Raw genomic sequence first — 15,783 nt, forward strand, 5'->3', positions numbered from 1 at the left:
GAGCATGAGTATGTTTTCAAAAATAAAAGATAAAGAAGAAAAGGTTTCTGTGATTGGGTTAGGTTATGTTGGCTTTCCATTAGCCATAGAACTCGCAAAAAAGTATGATGTTGTTGGATTTGATACAAATATAGAGAAAATAGAGGCTTACAAAAAGGGGATAGATGTTACACAAGAAGTTGGTGACGAAGCGGCGAAAGAATCTACAATTCTCTTGACTAACAATCAGAAAGAATTAAAAAATTGTAGATTTCATATTGTTTCTGTGCCTACTCCAATAAACTCTGACAAAACACCAAATTTAACGCCAATAATAGAAGCGAGTAAGACTGTGGCAAAAAATCTTTCTAAGGGATCGATTGTGGTTTATGAATCAACGGTATACCCTGGAACCACGGAAGAAATATGTATTCCTATTCTTGAGGAATATTCAGGCTTACAGTTTAGTGAAGATTTCAAAGTGGGTTACTCACCAGAAAGAATTAATCCAGGAGATAAAGTAAACACATTAACTAAAATAAAGAAGATTGTTTCTGGATCAGACGAAGAATCACTTAAAGTAATCTTTGAAGTATATGATTCTATTATTGAAGCGGGGATACATAAAGCCCCAACTATTAAGGTAGCAGAAGCAGCAAAAGTAATAGAAAACTCACAAAGAGATATTAATATTGCATTTATGAATGAGCTTTCCATGGTATTTAATAAAATGAATATAAATACAAATGATGTTTTGGAAGCTGCTGGAACAAAATGGAATTTCCTTAAATTTCAACCTGGTTTAGTAGGAGGGCATTGTATTGGGGTTGATCCTTACTACTTCACCTATAAAGCTGAGCAATTAGGTTATCATTCTCAGATTATACTGTCTGGAAGAAAAATAAACGATGAAATGGGAAAATACATTGCTACTAATGTTATAAAACAAATTATTCAATCTGGTCAACCAGTTAAAGGGTCAAAAGTTGCTATATTTGGTATTACTTTTAAAGAAAATGTATCGGATGTAAGAAATACAAAGGTAATAGATATTGTAGAGGAGCTTAAAGATTATGGAGTAAATGTTCTGGTACATGATCCTATCGCAAATAATATTGAGGTAAAAGCTCAATATAAAATAGACTTAGTTGATAAAGAAGATGTTACTAAAGTGAATGCTGTGGTTTTAGCGGTTCCTCATAAAGAGTTTTATAGCTATTATACTTCCGATTATTTTGATGGTCTTTATGCTGAAAATAGAGTCCTGGTTGATGTTAAAGGTGTTTTGAATAAGTTACAATTTGAATCAAGAGGTTATTCATACTGGAGTTTATAGAATTCTAGTAATGTAACTTTGAATTTCATAATCCATGACTCTAATTAACTATTTACAATAGATAAGAAATGCTAAATGTAATTTCCCTAGCACAGTAAAATATATATGTTACCGAGTTTTTAATTTTAATAAATTTGTAGGTGGTTTAATGAAAGTGTTACATATATGTTCTTATTATACTGGAAATAAATTGTACATGAACATGGTTGAAAATCTGTCATATAAAAATATAGAACAAGATGTCTATATTCCTGTACGAGATGAAAAACTAATTGGCAAAAATCAATTATCAAAAGACATTAATATAAAGTATTATTATAATAATGTTTTAAGAAAAAAGGATAGGTTGCTTTTCTTTAATAAGATCAAAAAACAATTTATAGACATAGAAAAGTCTGTCGAAATTGAATTTAAGCTTGATTTTATCCATGCTCATACCTTATATAGTGATGGCGGTACAGCATATAAACTAAATCAAAAATTTGGAATTGATTACACGGTAACTGTAAGAAATACCGATATTAATATATTTTTTAAATATGCAATACACCTTAGACCATATATTTATAAGGTTTTAAAAAGTGCTAGTTCAATTGTTTTTATATCGCACGCGTATAGAGACAATATTATTTCGTTACTACCAAAAAAGGTCCTGGAAGAAGTTGAAGAAAAATTCCATGTGATCCCAAATGGTATTAATGATTTTTGGCACGAAAATGGGATTTATAAAAAAGAAATGAGGAAGACACAGGATATAAAATTATTATTTATAGGACTTTTAAATAAGAATAAAAACATTGAAATGATAATCAGAGCTTGTTACCAACTTTATGAAAAAGGCTATAAAATTAGCCTGCATATAATTGGTAGTGGTCCATTAGAGCATCGTTTAAAAGTACTAACTAAACGGCTAAGAATTGAAAATAATATCAAATTCTATGGTTTTATTAACGATAAAGTTAGAATTGCAAGGATTATGGATGAGTGTGATGTATATGTAATGCCATCTCACTATGAAACATTCGGATTAGTGTATATTGAGGCAATGACTAGAGGTTTACCAGTTGTTTATTCCATGGGACAAGGGATTGATGGTTTTTTTGAAGATGGTGAAGTAGGTTACTCTATTGATCCTAAAGATATAAACATGTTATGTAATGTATTATTAAAAATAATGGAAAATTACGAAGTGATTTCGTATAACTGTATAAGTAGAGCAGCAGAATTCAAATGGGATTATATTACTGGGGAAATTAAAAATTTATATCGGAAGGATAAAGAAATTGAAGAGTAGTATTAAAAGAAGCTTTTTATTATTATTAATATACATCACTCTAATAGTTAATTATAAATATATAATTGCATTTCATTTTGATTACCTAGGGTTTCAAATTCAATATTTTTCAGTTAGTAAACTCTTCATTGCAACTGTAATGGTTATATTATTGATTGCTTTAGGAATATTTATAAGAAATAACTTTTATAGTATTATTTATAATATTTCCTTGACCTTATTATTTTTTGGGCAAGCAATATTTTACATATATAACGACTCTGATTTTATCTTAGTTTTGTATATGGCCTCACCAATGCTTTTTCTTTTTACTGTTGATAAATTCAATAATGATAAGGTAAATAAATTTAATAAAATTAAAGTAGATTTAAAGGATTTTTATACTTATATTTTTCTGCTATTTTTAACTGTAATATTAATTGCACCTTATTTCCAAAATATAAATTCTATAAATTTGAAAAACCTTTTATTCATTGATATTTATGAGACTAGACAGTCAGAAAGTAATAGCTCAAACTTTCTAATGGGATATATTTTCTCCCCTTTATCAAGGGTTTTGTTACCTTTTTTATTTATATATTCAGTTAATAATAAAAAATGGTTCCTAACTATCTTTTCAACTTTAAGTATTATTATGATTTTTTTATTGAATGGTGCTCTGAAAAGTATTCTTATAGGTTTTATAGCAGCCATATTTTTTCTAGGGGGAAGTTATAACAAAAAAAATTCAAGGTTTCTTATTGCCTTATTTATAACTTTCACCGTATCTTTGTTTCAATATTCATTATCTGGATCTTATCTGATAGCGGATTATATTAGAAGAATATTTTTAACACCTGCAAAATTATTTCAAGTGTATTATGATTATTTTTACGAGAACTATACATTCTTTAAACATTCAAGTATTGCTGAAATACTAGGAGTAAATGAATATGATGTTTTTATTCCACACTTTATTGGACAAAGTGTTCTCGGGCGTGAAAATTTATCAGCAAATGTAGGTGTTTTTACTGAGGGTTTTTTGAGTTTTGGAACATTAGGTGTAATCTTTTCCTCTATTATATTTGTGTTTTTAATATATGTTATTAAACAATTGAATCTTTCCCCTTCGTATTTTGGTATTGTTTTTAGTTTCCTTTATGTTATAAATACTGCATTTATTGAGACTTTATTATTTACACATGGATTATTGTTTTTATTATTGTTCGGCTTCTTTTTCATTCCATCCGATAAAGGAAATATAGATTATAAACGGTACCAAAAAAAATAAATTATGTAACAAACTGCCTTGAAAAGATATTTGAACAAAACATATACTAATTACTTAATATTTTTTATAAAAATTAAATTATTGGTTGATTGGGAATGGAATGTTTAAGAAGTGTATAGATATAACGAGTGTGTTTAAAATTAAAGCTTTAAGGAGTATATAATGAAAGATAAACTTGTAAGTTTAAGTAGGAAGCCGTTTGTTCGTAATGTTTTTATAATGGCTACTGGAACAGCTGCAGCACAGATCATTACAATGGCGTTCTCTCCTATTATAACTCGTATGTATGGACCTGAATCTTTTGGTGTTCTTGGTGTATTCATGGCGATGGTAGGAATTATAGGACCGGTTGCGGCTTTGACTTATCCTATTGCTATAGTATTACCCAAAAGTGATGCAAACGCAAAAGGTCTAGTTCGTCTTGCCTTATACATTACATTAATAGTTACTGTAGTAGCAACATTGATTTTAATATTATTCAATAGGCCACTAGCAAGGTTATTACAGATAGAAGAAATTAGCCCATTTTTATATTTAGTCCCTTTAGTTGTTTTGTTTTCCGGCGTCCTTCAAGTAGTTCAACAATGGCTAATACGCAACAAACAGTTTGGTATAACAGCAAGAGTAACAAGCTTGCATGCATTGCTTTTACAAAGTAGTATAGTAGGAGTCGGGTTGTTTTATCCAATGTCGATAATACTTGTGACTCTAAGTACTGCTGGCCAAGCTCTGAAGGCATTTATGCTATTTATAGGAGTAAGAAAATCCCAAAGTAAAGGGAGTAAGACTACTTATAAGCCTGTTTCTTTAAAAAAGTTGGCAAAAAAGTATAGGGACTTCCCGCTATTTAGGGCTCCTGAAGTCTTCTTAAATGCAGCTTCCCAAAGCCTTCCAATTTTATTATTAACAAGTTTTTTTGGACCTGCTTCAGCGGGTTTTTATACACTTGGCAAGACTGTACTGGGGGCGCCATCACAACTCATCGGTAAATCAGTAGGGGATGTATTTTATCCTCGAATTTCTGAAGCAGCAAAAAATCATGAAAATCTATCTAATTTAATTACCAAGGCCACCATAGCACTTGGAGCAATAGGCATAATCCCTTTTGGACTGGTAATCATCTTTGGACCTTGGCTTTTCAGTTTCGTGTTTGGGGAAAATTGGGTGATTGCAGGGGAGTATGCGAGATGGATTGCACTCTGGTACTTTTTCGGATTTATGAATAAACCATGTGTTAGAGCCTTACCTGTTCTGTCGGCGCAGGCTTTTCATTTAATTTTTACTTTATTAATGTTAATAATACGAGTTACTGTTTTAGCAATTGGTTATTATGTATTTGCAAGTGATTTGGTTGCTATTGCTTTCTTTGGTGTGTCGGGCGCTATACTTAATATATGTCTAATATTAATTACAATTCGCATAAGTAAAAACTATGATAATCAATACGGAGACATAAAATAAATTAACGATAATGTACTATCTTTCCTATTTAAATTTAAATCTAATATAGTATTTGCAAAACAATAGTTCATTTTATTTCCGGTTGATAGTTTACTAAAGTATTACAAGTAGAATAAATGAAAGTAATATTCATCCTTAATATTTATTATTATGAAATAAATTAATTAGCTTCTTTGCTATTTTTTATGGATAAGAAGGTAGATGAAGATAGATTAGAAGTCTTACATAGAGTGTAGGTACGATATTATTAGTTGGTGTTAAACCAATTAATAGTGGTGATTTGACTACTGGATATCCCCTCACATTGAACAGACTATTGGACTGTCCTTTTTTTTGAGCCCGTTTAAATAGTGAAGATTCATTAAATCTTGAGAAAAACAGGTGGCGGAAAATATGAGTGACTTTATTTTTTCTAAAAAATCGATAACGAGGGGGAAGTTAACAAAAGAGATTCAGTCAATTTATCATCAGGATAGACCTATAGTTAAAGAGATGCATGGTGACTGGGGTTCTTTAGCAGTGAGTTATAATCTATACAATGGATTTCAACCATTTGAAACAATAGATCATATTTGTATTGTAATCGGAGGGCCAGTCTTAGGCTTCCAGGATAATGAATTTTTAGTGAACGATTCTGGTGTGACAGGAACCCAAGCAATTTATGAACGCTGGGTTAATAATATTATACAATGGGATGAAGATTTAAGTGGTCCATTCGTAATATTGCTTATAAACAAGGTTACTTGGAATGTTACTTGTGTAACTGATTTAATGTCCTTTATTCCAGTATTTACTTATGTAGATTCATCAAACTTGATATTATCAACCCATGTTGATATGTTAGCAAGATTATCTGATCAACAAGACGAAATTGACTTAGTTTCGAAAGCTGACTTTATTCTGCATAGTGTCGTAACTTTCCCCTATACATCTTACACTCATCTTAGGCAGATTGAGCCAGCTACTGTGCATACTATACAACGGGGTTCAAACCAATTACAATCAAAAGCTTATTGGACTCCTGAAGAGAAAATTGTATATGAATCAATTGACCAAGCATCTGACGATTTAAGGGATGGGTTGCAAAATTATGTGAATAAGATTACCAAAAGTATGTCCCACGTTGCACAATTTATTAGTGGGGGCGAGGACTCTCGTTTACTTTCGGCTCTATTACCATATGAATGCACACGAGATGCATTTATATTTTTGGATCATATGAATATAGAGGGAAAGTTAGCTAAAAGAGCTGCTGAAACGTATGGTGCAAGCTTTAACTTAGCAACAAGAAGCAAAACACATTATTTGGAAATATTACCAGCTTGTTCTGATTTAGTAGGTAGTGATTCGCAATATGCAAACGTACATACTTTTGTATTTCATAAAAGATGTAAACTTAATGAATATTCCGCTGTTTTCGGGGGGTTATTTTCTGATGCCTTATTCAAGGGATCACGAATAAAAAAAGTTGGTGGTCAAGGGCTTTTTCCTTTCTTACCACATATTAAGGATCGGAATTATTCGCCAGGTATAAAACTAGAAAATAGTGCTTTTACTGACGAAGTTTTGTTAGAATTAACCAAACGAAGACAAGCTCATTTGCAATATGTGTCTAGTTTTCGTAGTGAATCTGCTGAAGAATGGTTTGAACTATGGCCAACTTCAATGAATAGTAGTATTCCAAACCTTCACGGTAATCGTAGGCTTTTTCGAAGTTATGAACCATTTATGGCAAAAGAAGTAGTAAAATTAAGTGCTATAGTTCCGCAAAGTTGGAAACTTAACCGTAAACTGTTTCATAACACCGTAAAGCCACTATTAGAACCTACAAAATGGCTGATGAATAGTGATGGGCGTTATCCTTACTTCCCTTGGTATATCAATAGTCTTCCACAATTTATTGTGTGGTTTTATCAGCAGGTAGGCCGTAGAACTGGATTAATAAAACGTAATCAAGGTTCGTGGGCTGAATGGAATGTAGTTATGAAAAGTTCCGCTTGGCAGCAAGCTATAAGTGAATATTCAGATGGACTTAAAGGACTAAAAAATGTTTTTGTTGACAAGGATGTTGGAAAACTTTTTAGTGAAGGAAATCTTAATAAAAAACAGCGTATGAATTTATTGCAGGTCTTATATTATTTACATAATAAGACAATTTAGATGCAAGCTGTTAAGTAATTTTATCCTTTGATTACTAATATTATTGTGATAAAAAATGTGTTATTTGTATTTAAGAGATAAATACTTACCTTCAGGAGGTTATTATGATTAACAAGATTTTATGGACTGGTGGGTGGGATTCCACATATAGACTACTTGATTTAGTTTTAAATAAAAAGAAAGTTGTACAGCCATATTATGTTTTTGACACAGAAAGAAAATCAACTGGTATGGAAATAAAAACAATGGAAAATATTAAGGCATTAATTTATAAAATGGATCCTACCTCTAAGAACAGAGTGTTAGATACTGTTACAATTGATTTAGCAAATATACCAAAAAATGAGAAGATAACAAGCAACTTCAAAAAAATTTTAACACATTCTTTTATTGGTTCTCAACATGACTGGTTAGCACGATATGTCGATTCATTGGGAATTAACGATCTTGAACTTGGAGTACATTTAGATGACAATCTTCAAAGAATTATTGAGAAGGAAGTTGTAAAAGTAGAAGAAATTGATGATAGTTTTTATAAGGTTAAAAGTAATCCTTCAGATGATAACTTGAAAATATTCTCTTATTATAACTTTCCTTTGCTAGATATGACTAAGCTGGATATGGAAAGAAAATCGAAAGAAAGCGGGTTTGGGCATATAATGGAAGTTACTTGGTTTTGTCATTGGCCCTTTAATGATAAACCTTGTGGGATGTGCAATCCTTGCAAATATACACGTCAAGAGGGTTTGGGTAGAAGAGTTTCGAATGTAACCTTATTAATGTTGTTAAATAGAAAAATTAACTCTAAGTATAGTGGATTAAAAAAGAGATTAAATTTTTTAAGGTAAACAGTTCATAAGATAAATGGTGAAAGACTACTTTTTTGTATCTATATCTTATTCGAAGTTAGATTTTATTATACCCATTGTATTCCATCATAAGGTTGATTTTTAATAGAATCGGTTAGCTTTTTTTGGTTACTAATACTTTTTATTTTTTTATATTAAATAGAAATATTATGATTATTATTAAGTTTAGAGAAGGTGATAAAAATTAAAAGATTCTTCGATCTCTTTGTTGCGATAATAGCTCTTATATTTTTTTCAGTATTTATAGTAATTACTGCAGTTTTAATTAGATATAAATTAGGCTCACCAGTTATATTTAAACAAGAACGCCCAGGGCGGAATGGAAAGTCCTTCTTTGTATATAAATTTCGAACCATGACAGACCATAAAGATGAGAACGGAGGATTGCTCCCAGACCATATTCGATTAACTAAGCTTGGTGCTTTTATTCGCAAATTAAGCTTAGATGAACTTCCTCAGCTCTTTAACGCACTTAAGGGTGACATAAGCCTAGTAGGTCCTCGCCCATTATTAATGGAATATTTACCATTATACACTGCTGAGCAAGCTCGCCGTCATGAAGTAAGACCAGGTATCACTGGATGGGCGCAAGTTAACGGGAGAAATACTATTAGCTGGGAAGAAAAGTTTGAGTTAGATGTTTGGTATGTGGATAATCAATCATTTTGGTTGGATATTAAAATACTTTTCTTGACGGTATTGAAAGTTTTTAAGTCTGAAGGCATTAATCAAGATGGACAGGCTACGATGGAGAAATTTAAAGGTACATCGGAAATGAAGGTTTCTGGAAATGACTGATCTAATTATAATAGGTGCCGGTGGTCATAGTAAAGTTGTTCAGGATATTGTAGCTGCGAATACCGATCTAGATTTATATGCAATAGTCGATGATGCTTTTGATGAAACAAATGAAGCAGATGGAATTATACATGCTAATACTAGTTTGTTAGATAGTTTAAATATAGAAAGGTACAAGTTCTGTATAGCAATTGGTAATAATGTTGTGCGAAAAAACTTATTTGATAGATTTAATATGCCTATTGAGCGATACGTGAAGTTAGTTCACCCTAGCGCTATTATTAGTAAGTTTGCTAAAATTGGTTACGGGACAGTTGTTATGCCAAATGCAGTTATAAATGCTGATACTATAATTGGAAACCACTGTATTGTTAACACAAATGCAGTGGTGGAGCACGATAATAATTTAGACGATTATGTCCATGTTTCTCCGAGTGCTACCCTATCTGGTGTAGTGAGTGTGGGAGAAGGTACACATATCGGATCGGGAGCCGTTGTTATTCCTTTGAAAAGCATTGGCAGTTGGACTACTATTGGCGCTGGTGCTGTTGTAGTGAATGATATTAGTGGTAATGTTACTGTAGTTGGAGTGCCAGCTAGAGAAATTTTAACAAAGGGCGATGAAGTTAATGAGTAATAACAAACGAATCTTCCTCTCATCCCCACATATGAGTGGAAACGAACAAAAATATATACAAGAAGCTTTTGATTTAAACTGGATTGCACCACTTGGCAATAATGTGGATGGATTGGAACGTGAACTCGCAGATTATAACGCTATTAACGATGCGGCTGTAGTTGTTTCTGGAACTGCAGCTATTCATTTGGCATTAAGACTCTTACACGTTGATTTAGATGATACAGTTTTCTGTTCATCATTAACTTTTGTAGCTAGTGCAAATCCAATTTTGTATCAAGGTGCTACACCGGTATTGATAGATTCAGAAATGGATACGTGGAATATGTCACCGTTGGCATTAGAACGTGCGTTAAGTGAAGCTAAGGCAGATGGAAAACTTCCGAAAGCCGTGATTGTTGTTAATCTATATGGCCAGAGTGCGAAGATGGATGAATTGGTGGAAATATGTGATGCATTTGGTGTACCAGTTATCGAGGATGCAGCAGAATCATTGGGTAGTACATATAAAGGTAAGAAAAGTGGTACATTCGGCAGATTTGGTGTCTTTTCTTTTAATGGAAATAAGATCATTACCACATCTGGTGGCGGTGCGCTCGTATCCAATGACAAGGAAGCATTGAAGAAATCTAGATTCCTGGCAACACAAGCTCGTGATGCTGCTGTGCATTATCAGCATAGTGAAATTGGTTATAATTATCGTATGAGTAACATTGTTGCTGGAATTGGACGTGCACAGTTGGAAGTTTTAGATGATCGTGTGGCGAAACGCCGGGCTATATTTGAGAAGTATAGGGAAGCATTCGCTGATCAACCTGGATTTGATTTTATGCCAGAATTAGAAGGTACTAAGTCTAATAGATGGCTAACGGCTCTAACTGTCGATCCTGAGCAGGCTGGTATCTCAAGGGAAGAGATTATTGAAGCATTAAATAACAAGAATATCGAGGCGCGTCCAGTTTGGAAGCCAATGCACATGCAACCGCTTTTTGATGGTGTGAAGTATTATCCGCACGAAGAAGGTAATAGCGTTTCTGATAGACTGTTTGAATATGGGTTGTGCTTGCCTAGTGGGTCGAATATGAGTGATGAGCAGCAAGATATGGTGATAGATGAGATAAAGAGTTTGTTGAAGAAGTAGTTAGAAATTAAGGAGGTTTCCATGAAACGTTCTGAGCGAAAACCTAAAAAACTATGGTTTAAAGTACCGTTAGCTATCGTATTGATAATTCTAGTTGGAGTAGGGGTATATGTTTATTCAATATATGACAACGCTAAAGATACAGTGAATGAAAAAATGCATGAACCAGTAAAATCTATTGATCATACATTGACAGCAAAAAAGATGAAGGCAACAAAACCGCTTAACATATTATTACTCGGTGTAGATGCAAGGGCGAATGACCGTGGTCGTTCAGATGCTTTGATGGTCATGTCATTAGATCCTGAAAACAACAAAATGCAAATTGTCAGTATCCCTCGTGATACGAGAACGATGATAGTTGGTAAAGGCTTTAATGATAAAATAAATCATGCCTATGCATATGGTGGCGCAGATATGTCTGTAGCAACTGTGGAAAACTTCCTGGATATTGAACTTGATTATTTTGTCCGCATGAATATGCAGGGGTTAGATGCTTTGGTTGACCAATTAGGAACAATCACAATAGATAATAAGATCGCATGGCAGGATGGAAAGTACAATTTTACAAAAGGACCTACAACAATGGACGGAGATAAAACCATGCATTTTGTCCAGATGCGTAAGCAGGATCCTGCAGGTGATTTTGGTCGTACGGCCCGTCAACGTCAAGTGATTCAAGGGATAGTTAATAAAGGTGCAAGCGTTGCATCAGTAAGTAAAATTAATGGTGTTATTGATGTTCTAGGTAACAATATGACCACTAACTTAGACTTTGATGATATGAAAAAATTATTGAGCGGTTATAAGGGTACAAGAGAGAATGTTGTTAGTTACATGATGAAGGGTAATGGTACTACGATTGACGGTACCTATTATCTCCAAGTGCCAGATAGTGAAGTTGAGAAAGTGCATGGGATGATAGCAGAAGTGAAATCGTAAAGGTTGGTGGCTTATGTTTCGCTACTTGTGTTTACGAAAGATGTAGGAAAATTAGACCATCTGCGGCTTGGTCACCGACTGTTCTTATTGATTGAGGTAATAAAAAAAGACTTAATAAGCGACAAATAATCCCTTATCCCAAAATCAGGATTCGGAACTATTTGACGCTTATTATTTAATGAAGACTTTATTCATTTAACCAAACGTTTGTACCATTGGGTTTGACAATATTAATGGATCCATCAGCTGATACTTCAAAACCTTTTACATTTTTGGTAATTGCTGCTGTTATATCCAAATTATCTAATTCAATTCTGGAAAAGTCACCCATCGCAATTTTTATTGCTTCTTGATATAGCTTAGCTCTTTCATCTTGATCGACTGTTTTTGTATTTGCTTGATCGAGCAGCTTGTCCACTTTTTCGTTAGAGTATCCTCTACCATTACCCAGTGAGCCAATTTGATCGGAATGGAACGTCTGGTTTAGGAAAAAATATGGATCTGGATACCAGGACCATCCTCCAATATACATAGGTGCTTTACCCTTTGCTGCAATTTCACTGAGAGTTCCCCATTCAGCTACTTTAATCTCTACATCAATATTCAAGTTTTCTTTCATTTGATTTTGGAATATGACCGCATAAGGTGAACGTTTTTCAAGAACATAAAGTTCTGTTTTGAATCCATCTGCATAATCTGTTTCAGCCAAAATTTCTTTTGCTTCTTTTGGATTATATTCAGGTTTTAACTTTTCAAGATCCTTGCTATAACCCCATGATTCCTTTGGTAATGGCATATAGGATACTGATGCACCACCCCATTGATTTACACCTTTAACTATTTTTTCAACATTTGTTGCTTTATAAATAGCCTCGCGTACTTTTGGATCTGCAGTAGGTCCCTCTATGTTATTTAAATCAATATATGTGAGTGACAGACCAGATTTTGAAAGTAACTTCAAATTTTTATCTTTTTCAATTACAGCCCTATTTTGTCCTTTTATATCTGTTGCAATATCGATATCACCTGAACGAATTGCATTTGCCATCATAGTAGGATCTGAAATAATTTTAAATGTTACACCATCAAGGTGCGGTTTTTCTCCCCAATATTTATCATGTCTTACAAGTTCAACTGCCTGGTCTGTTTGCCAATCCTTAAGTTGAAATGGGCCTGTACCAATAAGGTGTGCTCCAAATTGCTCTCCCCATCCTTCAACCCCTTCTTTTGGAATAATAATGTTTCCCGCGTCTGTTAACATTGCTAGTAAAGCCGCATTTGGTTCATTAAGATGAAGAGTTACTTTGAATTCTCCAGTAACCTCAATACTATCAACACCACTCAAACGATTTAAAGCCGATTTTTTGGCTGAGCGCTCCAAACTAAATTTCACATCTTCAGCAGTCATTTGTCGACCATCCTGGTATTTCCCTGGTTGGAAATATACATCATCCCTTAACGTGAAAGTATAGGATTTCATATCTTCAGATACTTCCCATTTTGTAGCAATCGATGGTTTAAAACCACTCAAATCCTTATTATAAACTAATAGAGTATCCCCGATTTGCCGTATAATCTGTGACTCGTAAGCACCCGTATATTTTATAGGGTCTAACGTGTTTGGATTTGAAGAAAGTCCAACATCCAATACACCTCCATCTTTAGGAACCTCCGAACTTGCAGTGTCATCTGTAGTGCCCGTTTCCGATTTGGAATCTGATGAACAAGCACTAATAATAAATGCAGTTGATAAAAGAATGAAAATAAAAAATAACTTTCTTAATGCTAGACTATGCATAAAAACTCCTCCTTATTATTTTTGATTCATATAATGAACCAGTTGTTTAAATAATGATTCAAAAATACTGAATATTATATAAGGTACCATTTTAAGTTTAATAAGTAAATAGTTTTTCAACAATTCTAAGAATAAAAAAATTATTATTTACAAGTATAATTGGAAATGTTAGACTACTTATATTCAAATAGTAAACTATTGATTCAAATAATGAAACAAAAGGAGGGCATTATGACGAAGTATATTATCAAACGAATACTAAGTATGATACCAACAATGTTCATTGTTTCTGTAATTGTTTTTTTTATTACACGAATAATGCCAGGAAATCCAGCAGCAGTTATGCTAGGCCCACAAGCCAGTGTTGAAGAGGTGGAAGCTCTCACGGAGGAGCTTGGTTTAAATGAACCGTTATTTACTCAGTTTATACAATATATTGGAAATCTACTTCAAGGTGATTTAGGCGTTTCTCTTGCATATCATCGCCCAATTATTGATATAATTTTGGATCGTTTCCCAAACACAGTTCTATTAACAATAAGCGCGTTATTAATTGCACTTATAATAGGAGTGTCTGCAGGAATTATTTCCGCGTCTAAACAAAATTCTCTAATTGATTATACAATCACAACTGTTTCATTAATTGGAGTGTCAATGCCTATCTTTTGGATGGGGGTTATGCTTGTACTTTACTTTAGTGTGAATCTTGGATGGTTTCCAGCAACCGGTATGGGATCAATGGATGAGGGGTTCGGGGACTTTATAAAACATCTGATACTCCCAAGTATTGCACTTGCTACCATTCCTATGGCCACATTTGCTCGTATTACAAGATCCAGTATGCTCGAGGTTATATCACAGGATTACATTAAAACAGCCAGATCAAAAGGATTAAGTGAATTTATTGTTATCAGTAAACATGCATTTAAAAATGCACTTACACCACTTCTTACAGTTTTAGGTCTACAAATATCAATGTTACTGGGCGGTGCAGTCATAACAGAAACAATTTTCAGCTGGCCAGGTATGGGGCTTCTGGTTATTGAGGCAATTGAAAAACGTGATTTTGTTGTTGTTCAAAGTACAGTTCTATTTATTGCATTAATTTTTGTAGTTGTAAATTTAGTTGTTGACATACTATACAAGGTTGTAAATCCAAAGGTGAATTATGCGTCAGATAAAAAGGGGGGTAAATAATGGGATTAAGACAAACGCCGGAAGACACTATTGAAGCTAATGAAATACGGCTTAATAAAGAGCAATCATTATTTAGAAAGTTAGTTAAAAATAAACTTGCTGCTTTTGGTCTAACAGTTATTATACTATTAATCATTACAGCATTATTTGCTCCATTCATCGCAACACATGATCCACTAAAAATGGATGTAACTAAATCACTTTTGGCTCCTGGAACAGAGGGGCATATACTTGGAACGGATAACTTTGGTAGAGATATATTTAGTAGAATCGTATATGGCTCACGAATTTCTTTAGTGGTTGGTGTTACAGCTGTTTTATTTGGTGCAATATTTGGTTCCTTTCTAGGAGTAATATCCGGCTATTTTGGAGGAATTATAGATTCCATTATTATGCGTATTATGGATGGCATCTTTGCATTTCCATTTATATTATTAGCAATATCATTAATGGCGGTGCTTGGTCAAGGGCTGGGAAATGTAATCATAGCGATAGGTATTGCCATAATACCTGGTTTTGCAAGGGTTATACGTGGGCAGGTACTTAGCATTAAAGAAATGGAATATGTAGAAGCAACAAGATCATTAGGTGCGAAGAATGGCAGAATAATTTTTCATCATGTATTGCCAAACAGTATAGCGCCATTAATTGTATATGCAACAATGAGTGTAGCGGGGGCTATTATATCTGAAGCTTCTTTAAGTTTTTTAGGGCTCGGCGTCCAACCGCCAACACCATCCTGGGGTAGTATTTTACAAAATGGTAAGGACTTCCTTGTTATAAGTCCTCAAATGGCTACATTCTCCGGAATAGCAATACTAGTTACGGTGCTCGGTATTAATATATTTGGCGACGGTTTACGTGATGCATTAGATCCAAAAATGAAGGGGTAGTTTAAGGA

13 protein-coding genes are annotated in these 15,783 nt (G+C 33.4%); 12 read left to right on the forward strand and 1 reads right to left on the reverse strand.

What is annotated here, in order from left to right; translation table 11 throughout:
* Nucleotides 1-4: 4 nt before the first annotated feature.
* From CFK40_RS03995 to CFK40_RS04040, 10 genes are all read left to right on the forward strand, one after another.
* A complete protein-coding gene (locus CFK40_RS03995) occupies nucleotides 5-1,315 on the forward strand; it encodes a nucleotide sugar dehydrogenase (protein WP_089530803.1) in 1,311 nt (436 codons plus the stop codon).
* A gap of 148 nt (nucleotides 1,316-1,463) precedes the next feature.
* Entirely contained in the window at nucleotides 1,464-2,609 is a 1,146-nt protein-coding gene (locus tag CFK40_RS04000) for a glycosyltransferase family 4 protein (protein WP_089530805.1), read from the forward strand.
* Nucleotides 2,599-3,879, forward strand: coding sequence for an O-antigen polymerase (locus tag CFK40_RS04005; protein WP_089530807.1), 1,281 nt, complete (start codon nucleotides 2,599-2,601; stop codon nucleotides 3,877-3,879). Before CFK40_RS04000 ends, CFK40_RS04005 begins: the two co-directional genes overlap by 11 nt.
* Nucleotides 3,880-4,041: 162 nt before the next feature.
* On the forward strand, nucleotides 4,042-5,340 hold the full coding sequence (locus CFK40_RS04010; RefSeq protein WP_089530809.1) for a lipopolysaccharide biosynthesis protein: 1,299 nt from the start codon (nucleotides 4,042-4,044) through the stop codon (nucleotides 5,338-5,340).
* 393 nt (nucleotides 5,341-5,733) lie between these two features.
* Nucleotides 5,734-7,500, forward strand: a complete 1,767-nt coding sequence (locus tag CFK40_RS04015; RefSeq protein ID WP_089530811.1) for an asparagine synthase-related protein — start codon at nucleotides 5,734-5,736, stop codon at nucleotides 7,498-7,500.
* A 104-nt stretch (nucleotides 7,501-7,604) separates the two neighbouring features.
* Entirely contained in the window at nucleotides 7,605-8,348 is a 744-nt protein-coding gene (locus CFK40_RS04020; protein WP_089530813.1) for a 7-cyano-7-deazaguanine synthase, read from the forward strand.
* Nucleotides 8,349-8,552: 204 nt separating this feature from the next.
* Nucleotides 8,553-9,167: a sugar transferase gene (locus CFK40_RS04025; RefSeq protein ID WP_089534281.1), complete on the forward strand. Its 615-nt coding sequence runs from the start codon at nucleotides 8,553-8,555 to the stop codon at nucleotides 9,165-9,167.
* Nucleotides 9,160-9,804 (forward strand): acetyltransferase, encoded by a 645-nt coding sequence (locus CFK40_RS04030; protein ID WP_089530815.1) that lies wholly within the window; start codon nucleotides 9,160-9,162, stop codon nucleotides 9,802-9,804. Before CFK40_RS04025 ends, CFK40_RS04030 begins: the two co-directional genes overlap by 8 nt.
* Nucleotides 9,797-10,945 (forward strand): aminotransferase class I/II-fold pyridoxal phosphate-dependent enzyme, encoded by a 1,149-nt coding sequence (locus CFK40_RS04035; protein ID WP_089530817.1) that lies wholly within the window; start codon nucleotides 9,797-9,799, stop codon nucleotides 10,943-10,945. Before CFK40_RS04030 ends, CFK40_RS04035 begins: the two co-directional genes overlap by 8 nt.
* Before the next feature lie 21 nt (nucleotides 10,946-10,966).
* Complete coding sequence (locus tag CFK40_RS04040) at nucleotides 10,967-11,887, forward strand: LCP family glycopolymer transferase (protein ID WP_089530819.1); 921 nt, start codon at nucleotides 10,967-10,969, stop codon at nucleotides 11,885-11,887.
* A gap of 187 nt (nucleotides 11,888-12,074) precedes the next feature.
* Here the strand turns inward: CFK40_RS04040 and CFK40_RS04045 are convergent, their stop codons facing one another.
* Nucleotides 12,075-13,685: an ABC transporter substrate-binding protein gene (locus CFK40_RS04045; protein ID WP_089530821.1), complete on the reverse strand. Its 1,611-nt coding sequence runs from the start codon at nucleotides 13,683-13,685 to the stop codon at nucleotides 12,075-12,077.
* A gap of 231 nt (nucleotides 13,686-13,916) precedes the next feature.
* On the opposite strand from CFK40_RS04045, the gene CFK40_RS04050 reads away from it, so the two are divergent.
* Nucleotides 13,917-14,882, forward strand: a complete 966-nt coding sequence (locus tag CFK40_RS04050) for an ABC transporter permease (protein WP_089530823.1) — start codon at nucleotides 13,917-13,919, stop codon at nucleotides 14,880-14,882.
* Nucleotides 14,882-15,775, forward strand: coding sequence for an ABC transporter permease (locus CFK40_RS04055; RefSeq protein WP_089530825.1), 894 nt, complete (start codon nucleotides 14,882-14,884; stop codon nucleotides 15,773-15,775). The genes CFK40_RS04050 and CFK40_RS04055 overlap by 1 nt, the downstream gene beginning before the upstream one ends.
* Nucleotides 15,776-15,783 lie beyond the last annotated feature (8 nt).

Origin of the sequence: Virgibacillus necropolis, from assembly GCF_002224365.1 — a bacterium.
In the GTDB taxonomy this organism is placed as follows: domain Bacteria; phylum Bacillota; class Bacilli; order Bacillales; family Amphibacillaceae; genus Virgibacillus_F; species Virgibacillus_F necropolis.

Coding starts and splice junctions, on each gene's coding strand:
- CFK40_RS04035 (WP_089530817.1), top strand. CDS start 9,797: ATGAGTAATAACAAACGAATCTTCCTCTCATCCCCACATATGAGTGGA.
- CFK40_RS04015 (WP_089530811.1), top strand. CDS start 5,734: ATGAGTGACTTTATTTTTTCTAAAAAATCGATAACGAGGGGGAAGTTA.
- CFK40_RS04010 (WP_089530809.1), top strand. CDS start 4,042: ATGAAAGATAAACTTGTAAGTTTAAGTAGGAAGCCGTTTGTTCGTAAT.
- CFK40_RS04040 (WP_089530819.1), top strand. CDS start 10,967: ATGAAACGTTCTGAGCGAAAACCTAAAAAACTATGGTTTAAAGTACCG.
- CFK40_RS04045 (WP_089530821.1), bottom strand. CDS start 13,685: ATGCATAGTCTAGCATTAAGAAAGTTATTTTTTATTTTCATTCTTTTA.
- CFK40_RS03995 (WP_089530803.1), top strand. CDS start 5: ATGAGTATGTTTTCAAAAATAAAAGATAAAGAAGAAAAGGTTTCTGTG.
- CFK40_RS04000 (WP_089530805.1), top strand. CDS start 1,464: ATGAAAGTGTTACATATATGTTCTTATTATACTGGAAATAAATTGTAC.
- CFK40_RS04055 (WP_089530825.1), top strand. CDS start 14,882: ATGGGATTAAGACAAACGCCGGAAGACACTATTGAAGCTAATGAAATA.
- CFK40_RS04020 (WP_089530813.1), top strand. CDS start 7,605: ATGATTAACAAGATTTTATGGACTGGTGGGTGGGATTCCACATATAGA.
- CFK40_RS04050 (WP_089530823.1), top strand. CDS start 13,917: ATGACGAAGTATATTATCAAACGAATACTAAGTATGATACCAACAATG.
- CFK40_RS04030 (WP_089530815.1), top strand. CDS start 9,160: ATGACTGATCTAATTATAATAGGTGCCGGTGGTCATAGTAAAGTTGTT.